This is a genomic window from Polaromonas sp. P1_G4 (assembly GCF_056405475.1).
In genome coordinates, this window is the sequence record NZ_JBFUCA010000259.1 from 1 (window position 1) to 5,872 (window position 5,872).

The following is a 5,872-nucleotide window of genomic DNA, read 5'->3' on the forward strand; positions in this document are numbered from 1 at the left end:
CTCATAGGCCGTGCGGGCAGCGTCGATGATCTTTTGCGCATTACCCGGCATATCGCCGACGCAATAGTTCAATTGGGCAACGCAGATTTTGAGTGGCATGTTGAAGTAGAACCCCGAAAACACGTGAAAAAGAACTCAAACGATTATGTCATTCGCGTGCTGAATTCACCGCTGGAGGTGAATGCGGCCGAGTGGAACGCCCTGCTGGCGGCGCAAAGCCCGGGCGAGCCCGCGAACCCTTTCATGCGCCACGAATACCTGGCCGCACTGCACGAAAGCGGCAGCGCCACGCCCGAAACCGGCTGGACGCCGCGCTTTGTCACCCTTTGGCAGGGCAAGGTGCTTGCAGGCGCCTCTCCGCTTTACCTCAAGGAGCATTCCTACGGCGAATACGTGTTCGACCACGCCTGGGCGAATGCCTACCAGCAGCATGGGCTTGAGTACTATCCCAAGGCACTGGTCGCCGTGCCCTTCACCCCCGTACCCGGCGCCCGCCTGCTGGCCCGCACGCCGGTCGAACGTGCCCTGCTGGTAAAGGCGCTGGTGGCTTGGTGCACGCAAGAGGATCTCTCGTCCTTGCACCTGCTGTTTACCGCCGATGAAGACGTGGCGGCCTGCGAAGAGGCGGGCCTCATGCTGCGTCATTCGGTGCAGTTCCACTGGACAGGACCACCAGCAGGCTACCGCGACTTCGACGACTTCCTGGCGTCGCTCAGCCAGGAAAAACGCAAAAAGATCCGCCAGGAGCGCCGCAAGGTCGCCGAGGCAAACATCACTTTCCGCTGGTCGCTGGGCAAAGACATCAGCAACGCCGACTGGGACTTTTTCTACCGCTGCTACGAGCGCACCTATTACGAACACGGCAACGCTCCCTACCTCAGCCGCGACTTCTTCCATCGTATGCAGGACACCATGCCGGAGAACTGGCTGCTGTTTGTGGCGGAGCACAACGCCGACGGCCAGCGGCGGCCCATCGCGACAAGCCTGATCGCCGTCAGCGCCCGTACTGAAAGGGATCACGGCGACGAAAGTGCCGAAAACCAGTCCCTGGTTGCGTACGGCCGCTACTGGGGCGCCCTCGCCCGTGTTGACTGCCTGCACTTTGAGGCCTGCTACTACCAGCCGCTGCAATGGTGCATCGAACACGGCTACCAACGCTTTGAAGGCGGCGCTCAAGGGGAGCACAAAATGGCCCGCGCCCTGCTGCCCGTCAAAACCACCAGCGCCCACTGGCTGGCGCACCCCTCGTTCGCCGACGCGGTCGAGCGCTTCCTGGAGCGCGAAGGCGCCGGCATCGACAACTACATGGAAGACCTGGAACGCCGCAGCCCTTTCAGGCAAGCTGCGCCGGGCACTTCGGCTTGAGTGCTGGCTTTCGGCGGCCGCAGGCGCTACGTTTTTCATAACTGCTTGCGCTTGTCCATATTGGGCTTCATGGACTTTTTCCATAAATGTTCTGTGCAAAACATGAACTGGCCGCGCTCCCACCCCTTACCTGCAACCCCCGTCATACCTGTCATCACACGGGCAAGCGTTATTTGCTATAAAGCCCGTTCAAAGGAATTTCCATGAGCAACAACAACCGCGCCAACGAACGTACGTACACCGTCAACCTCGTCGAATGCCCAASCCTGACCGCCGACGAGCGCGCAGCGGCCGAACTGCGTTTTCGCATGGCGCTTGAATTCGCGTTGGGTGGCCCCGAATATGTACTGCCCTCGCTGCAGGCCTACATGCTGACGCAAACGCTGCACGAAGGCCTGCCGCTGGAGAACGCCTCGGAGGCAGAAGAACAGGTCATTGCGCTCTGGCAACACGCCGAGACCGACGCGATTCTGGCGGCGATGCGGCCGCTGGGAGACAACCTGGACAACGCACGATTCGAGATCCTCCCGCTTTGACCCCTCAAGCCGTTTGCCCGGCGGGCGGCCTGCTTCGCGGTGCGGCCGGCGCGGAATCGCTATCGTATTGATAGCTGCCCGCGCCCGTCAGCATTGCGCCAGTGGCCTGTTTTCCTTAAACCCAGCTTTGTTTTAAGCTCTGTCTTCCAGACCTGTTTCCGAACGGTTTCAAGGCTTGCAGCCACCCTGCCCCCGGCCCAGGCCGCCATGTCCCCATGAACACTATCGCGACCGCTACACAGACCGCCGACCCTGCGCCTCCGCTGGGCCGCCCCCACGCCCGGCGCCTGCGTGAGGTCTACCGCTCCGCCGGCTGGCCCTGCCAGGACCTGCTGGAAATCGAACTGCTGGCCACCGGCATGCTGCAGCGCGTGGCCGGCCCTGCAGGCCACGAAACCCTGCGCGTGACCGATGCCGGCGTGGCCTATCTGGCCACCGTGCTCGTGCGCAACCGCTCGGCGCTTTCAAAGCATGAGGCACTGGTCGAGCAGGTGGCCTGCGAAATGGTGCGGGCCGGCCGCATCACCTGGCGCGGCCTGGGCCTGCGCGCCCAGCTGCCGCCCGAAGAAGAAGGTGGCAAGGCCCGCTGGTGCATCGCCCGGCCCGACGTGTTTTCCATCCGCAACACCACGGTGCAGGAATATGTCGAGCCGATCGTGCACGAGATCAAGGTGCACCGCTCCGACCTGCTGGGCGACCTGCGCCGCCCCGAAAAACGCGCCGCCTACCTCGACCTGGGCGGGGAGTGCTGGTATGTGCTCGGTTGCGACGCCAAAGGCCGGCCGATTGGCGATGCCAGCGAGGTGCCGCTGGAGTGCGGTGTGATGGTGCTGGAGAACACGCGCCTGGCCGTTGCGAGGGCCGCACCGCGGCGTACGCGCCAGCAACTACCGCTGGGCGTATGGATGGTGCTGGCCAAGGCGACGCCTGTCGCCGGACTCAACGACGATGAGCAAGGAATGCTGGGCGACTGCGAAGCTTGAACGCAATCACGGCCGCGCGCTGAGCCTGGCGTGACAGCTGCCGCTACGGCAAACCCTAGTGCCGCAACCCGTCCCGCTCGGTTAATGTCTCCCTCACGGAGACAACAACAATGAAATCCCTGACCGGACTCGACGCAACCTTTCTTTACCTTGAAACCCCCGAGATGCCCATGCATGTGGGCTCGCTCAACCTGTGCGAACTGCCGGAGGGCTTCAAGGGCAGTTTTCACAAGGCGGTCAAAGCGCACATCGCCAGACGCATGCACCTGGCGCCGGTGTTCAGCCGCAAGCTGGTGTTCATGCCGCTGGATCTGGGCCACCCGCTGTGGGTCGACGCTGACTCGGTGGATATCGACTTTCACATCCGCCGCGCGGACTCTGCCAAAAAAGGTACGGCGCCCATGACGCTGGCCGAGGTACACAAGCTGTGCGCGCAACTGCACAGCGAGGTCATCGACCGCAATTTCCCGCTCTGGGAGTTTTATATTTTTGACCGCATCCAGCTGCCCGCATCGCAGGGCGGCAAGGTGGTGGCCGGATTTTTCTCGAAGATTCACCATGCGGCGCTGGACGGCAAGGGCGGCGTGATGCTGGCCAATGCCCTGCTCGATTTCAGCCCGGTGCCGCGCGAGGTGCCGCCGCCCGACCCTGCCCGCCGCCGCAAAACCGAGGCTGACCTGAAGCTGGGCAAGATGATCGGCTCGGTGTTTTCGAGTTCGCTGGGCCAGCTGGCCAAACTGGCCAAGGCGCTGCCGTCTGCGGCCAGCACCTTTGGCAGCACGCTGGCAAAACAATCCACCACCAGTTCGGCCACCGGCATCAAGCCCAAGATGCCGATGAAGCTGGCGCCACAAACGCCCTTTAATACCGGCATCACCACGGATCGCGTCTTTGTGACGGCCACCCTGCCGCTGGCCGAATGCAAGGCCATGGGCAAGGCGGTGGGCGGCTCATTCAACGACGTGGTCTTGTGGATCTGCTCGACCGCACTGCGCAGCTACCTCACGCAGCACCACAGTCTGCCGAAAAAATCGCTGGTGGCGGCCATGCCGGTGTCGCTGCGCGAAGCCGGCGCCACCGACGCCAGCAACCTGGGCAACCAGGTGAGCATGAGCCTGGTGGAACTGGGCACGCAGCTGGCCCACCCGCTCAAGCGCATTAACGCCATCATGGCATCGACCGCCAAGGTGAAAACGTCGATGCAAAGCCTGAAGGGCCTGCTGCCGACCGACTACCCTTCGCTGCTGGCACCGTGGCTGGTGGGCGGCGCAGCCAAGATGGCGCTGAACGCCTACGGCAAAAGCGGTATCGCCAGCCGCCTGCCCATGGTGGCCAACCTGGCCATCTCCAACGTGCCGGGCCCGCCGGTGCCGCTGTACCTGGCCGGCGCGAAGTTCCTGACCTTCCACCCGCTGTCCATCGTCATGCACGGGCTGGCGCTCAATATCACCATACAGACCTATGCCGGCCATGTGGATTTCGGCATCGTTGCTGACAAGAAGGCGCTGCCGCATGCGAAGGATTTGGCGAAAGCAATCGAGGAGGCCTTCACTCAGGCCCAAACCTTGATGGTGAGCGCAGCGCCTGTTGCATCCGCCGCCACAGCGCCCGCGCCGAAAAAGAGGACAAAGAAGGCCTCCGTTAAAACCGCCGTGAAGGCCGCCCCGGTAAAAACCCGCAAAGCCGCTGTCACGAACGCGACGAAAACCGCAGCGAAGCGTCCACGTTAGAGAGACCTCTCTCTGTAAAAAACCGTAAGCGCCTCCATACTCTTTGAGTCGGAACTCCAACAAGACAATCAATGCTCCAAGCCATGGCAAGCCCGTCATCCAGGCGAAATCCGTCTTCCTCCTCCCCCCAAGATCAAGCAAAACCGTCCCCACACGATGTTCCGCCCAGCGCCTGGCTGCTGGCGCTTGAGCTGCGTGCGTTCTGGGAGTTCGGCGCCCTGCTGCCCGCCTGGCCGTTGCTGGCCCGCGCGCCACGCGGCGACGGCCATGCCGTGATGGTGTTTCCAGGCCTGTCGGCCAATGACGCCACCACGGTGCCGCTGCGCCAATACCTGCAGTCGCTCAATTACAGGCCCTGGGGCTGGGAACAGGGGTTTAACTTTGGCCCGCGCGCCGGCGTGCTGGAAGAAGCCCGCGACAGCCTCGCCCGCACCTTCGAAACCACGGGCCGCAAGGTCAGCCTGATCGGCTGGAGCCTGGGCGGCGTCTACGCGCGCGAGCTGGCCAAGGAGCTGCCGCACATGGTGCGCGGCGTGATCACGCTGGGCACACCCTTCGCGGGCTCGCACAAGGCCACCAATGCCTGGCGCATCTATGAACTCACCAGCGGCCGCAACGTCGAGCGCGAATCCGAAAGCTACGATCTGCCGGCCGCCCCGCCTGTGCCGACCACCAGCATTTATTCGCGCAGCGATGGCGTGGTGGCCTGGCAAGCCAGCATCCAGGCGCCCAGCGCCGCCCATCCGCAAACCGAAAACATCGAAGTGCTGGCCAGCCATATCGGCATGGGCGTGAACCCCAGCGCCTGGTGGGCCGTGGCCGACCGGCTGGCGCAGGCCGAAGGCCAGTGGAAGCCGTTTTCGCGCGGAGATAAAGGCAAGCTGCACGGCCTGGTGTTCCCGGACCCTGCGCGAAAAGCGTAACGCTTCAATGTAGCGCCGGGCGGCGGTGCACACCATTCCACCCAGGCATAAAAAAAGCGCCTGCAGACCACGCTGCAGGCGCTTTTTTAAGTTTCCCTCAATGCCTTTGCTATATTTTTTATAGCTGCTTGCGCACGGCCTGAGCCACCTTCAGCACAAAAACGCTTACGTTTTCGTGCCAGAGGCCAGGTTTCAGGCCTTGCCGGCCTTTGCATAGTTGGCAATGCCGTCCGTGATTTCTTTTTTGGCCGCATCCGGGCCTTCCCAGCCCAGCACCTTGACCCATTTGCCTTCTTCCAGGTCCTTGTAGTGCTCAAAGAAATGCGCAAWGGTCT

At 62.9% G+C, this 5,872-nt stretch carries 6 protein-coding genes; 5 read left to right on the forward strand and 1 reads right to left on the reverse strand.

From position 1 onward, the window contains the following. Positions 1 to 123 precede the first annotated feature (123 nt). The 5 genes from AC1D1X_RS13655 (at position 124) to AC1D1X_RS13675 (ending at position 5,537) form a co-directional block, all read left to right on the forward strand. Positions 124 to 1,365, forward strand: coding sequence for a GNAT family N-acetyltransferase (locus AC1D1X_RS13655; RefSeq protein ID WP_477670852.1), 1,242 nt, complete (start codon positions 124 to 126; stop codon positions 1,363 to 1,365). 203 nt (positions 1,366 to 1,568) lie between these two features. Continuing rightward, on the forward strand, positions 1,569 to 1,901 hold the full coding sequence (locus tag AC1D1X_RS13660; protein WP_477698458.1) for a hypothetical protein: 333 nt from the start codon (positions 1,569 to 1,571) through the stop codon (positions 1,899 to 1,901). Between the two features lie 215 nt (positions 1,902 to 2,116). Continuing rightward, on the forward strand, positions 2,117 to 2,884 hold the full coding sequence (locus AC1D1X_RS13665; RefSeq protein ID WP_477670854.1) for a hypothetical protein: 768 nt from the start codon (positions 2,117 to 2,119) through the stop codon (positions 2,882 to 2,884). Between the two features lie 110 nt (positions 2,885 to 2,994). Continuing rightward, positions 2,995 to 4,614 (forward strand): wax ester/triacylglycerol synthase family O-acyltransferase, encoded by a 1,620-nt coding sequence (locus AC1D1X_RS13670; RefSeq protein ID WP_477670855.1) that lies wholly within the window; start codon positions 2,995 to 2,997, stop codon positions 4,612 to 4,614. An 83-nt stretch (positions 4,615 to 4,697) separates the two neighbouring features. Beyond that, positions 4,698 to 5,537, forward strand: coding sequence for an alpha/beta hydrolase (locus AC1D1X_RS13675; RefSeq protein ID WP_477670856.1), 840 nt, complete (start codon positions 4,698 to 4,700; stop codon positions 5,535 to 5,537). Positions 5,538 to 5,729: 192 nt separating this feature from the next. Here the strand turns inward: AC1D1X_RS13675 and AC1D1X_RS13680 are convergent. Further along, positions 5,730 to 5,872, reverse strand: a 143-nt coding sequence (locus tag AC1D1X_RS13680; RefSeq protein ID WP_477698459.1) for an inorganic diphosphatase, incomplete at its 5' end; no start/stop codon positions are given.

Bases quoted from the DNA above. Each gene is read 5' to 3' on its own strand.
- AC1D1X_RS13675 (WP_477670856.1), top strand. From the start codon at position 4,698: ATGGCAAGCCCGTCATCCAGGCGAAATCCGTCTTCCTCCTCCCCCCAA.
- AC1D1X_RS13665 (WP_477670854.1), top strand. From the start codon at position 2,117: ATGAACACTATCGCGACCGCTACACAGACCGCCGACCCTGCGCCTCCG.
- AC1D1X_RS13670 (WP_477670855.1), top strand. From the start codon at position 2,995: ATGAAATCCCTGACCGGACTCGACGCAACCTTTCTTTACCTTGAAACC.